This is a genomic window from Roseomonas sp. HF4, from assembly GCF_005222755.1.
GTDB lineage: Bacteria > Pseudomonadota > Alphaproteobacteria > Acetobacterales > Acetobacteraceae > Neoroseomonas.
The window spans coordinates 1-1,328 of record NZ_STGD01000044.1 but is presented as its reverse complement, the minus strand read 5'-3'; the positions used below and the strand labels follow the sequence as shown (position 1 = coordinate 1,328).

The 1,328-nt window shown below is 68.8% G+C and carries 1 protein-coding gene; it reads right to left on the bottom strand.

The genetic code is table 11. The features are described from left to right. Positions 1-16: 16 nt before the first annotated feature. A protein-coding gene (locus E8M80_RS25600; protein ID WP_137128546.1) for an IS3 family transposase occupies positions 17-1,254 on the bottom strand; the annotation gives its coding sequence in 2 pieces (ribosomal slippage) (positions 17-918 and positions 918-1,254; 1,239 coding nt in all). Positions 1,255-1,328: the final 74 nt, after the last annotated feature.

The window sequence follows — 1,328 nt, the reverse complement described above, 5'->3', positions numbered from 1 at the left end:
GCTGGAGTTGCCCCCATCAAACCGGACATGCGGCTTGGGTTGCTGACTGCGCAGCGATGAACTCACGCGGCGAACGCATGCGCAAGCCGCTGTGAGGATGGATGGTGTTGTAGTCCTCGAACCATTCGGCCAGGCGCTGCAGGACGGAGATGGCGTCTGGCCTTGGGTTCACGCGGACATAGTCGCGCTTGAAGGTCTTCACGAAGGCCTCGCAGACGCCGTTGCTCTCGGGACTGCGGACGGGCGTGAAGCAGGCGACGAGGTTCAGCGCGACGGCGAAGTCGATGGTCTCGCCGGCGGTGTAGGCGGAGCCGTTGTCGGCGAGCCACTGGACGGGCTGCGGGGCGCGCAGGGCATCGAAGCGCCGCTCGACGCAGTCGAGCATCATGTCGCGGATCATCTCGCCGGAGATGCCGCCGCCGGAGGTGCCGGCCCAGGCCATGACCTCGCGGTCGTGCGTGTCGATGGCGAAGGCGACGCGCACGACCTCGCCGTTCCAGCAGGAGATCTCGAAGCCGTCGGAGGCCCAGCGCTGGTTCGAGGCCGCGGCGACGACAGTGCCCTCGTGCGTGCGGATGGCGCGCCGGCCGGTGTGAGGCTGCAGGAGCAATGAAGCCTGGCGCATGAGACGAAAGACGCGCTTGTGATTGAGCGGTGGCTCGCCCGAGCTGCGCCTCGCGCGGTTGAGCAGCGCCGTGACGCGGCGATAGCCGTAGGTCGGGCGCGCGTCGGTGATGACGCGGATCTCGGCCAGGACGGCCTCGTCCTCGGCGCGTCGATAGGGGCCACGCGGCGGTCGCTCGGGCCGTCGGAGATGATCGACCAGGTTGGACCTGGCGACGCCGATGGTGTCGGCCACGGCTTTCACCGCGAACCTGCCGGTGGCGGCGAGGGCAAGCGCCACGCGTGTTTTTTTGGGCGAGCCTGCTCGAGGGCCTCACGCAGGATCTCGGTCTCCATGGTCTTGCGGCCGAGCAGACGTTCGAGCTCGCGGACGCGGTTCTCGAGTTCCCGCACGCGGCTGATCGGGACGACCTCCTCGTCAGCCCGGACCGCCTCCTGCCCGCCCTCGGCCATGCGCCGCCTCCACTGGAACAGCAGGCTGGGGGAGACGCCGTGCAGCCGGGCGACGGCGGAGACCGTCATGCCGGGCTGCAGGGTCTGCTCCACCAGCCGGACCTTTTCCTCGGCAGTGTAGCGCCGGCGGCGGTGGATGCCGGTGATGATCTCGACGCGCTCGATGGGCTTCGACATAGGCGTGCGCCTAGGCTTCAACCTAGGCCCTCCGGGCTATGCCACCTGTCCGGTCGAATTGGGGGCCGCTCCAA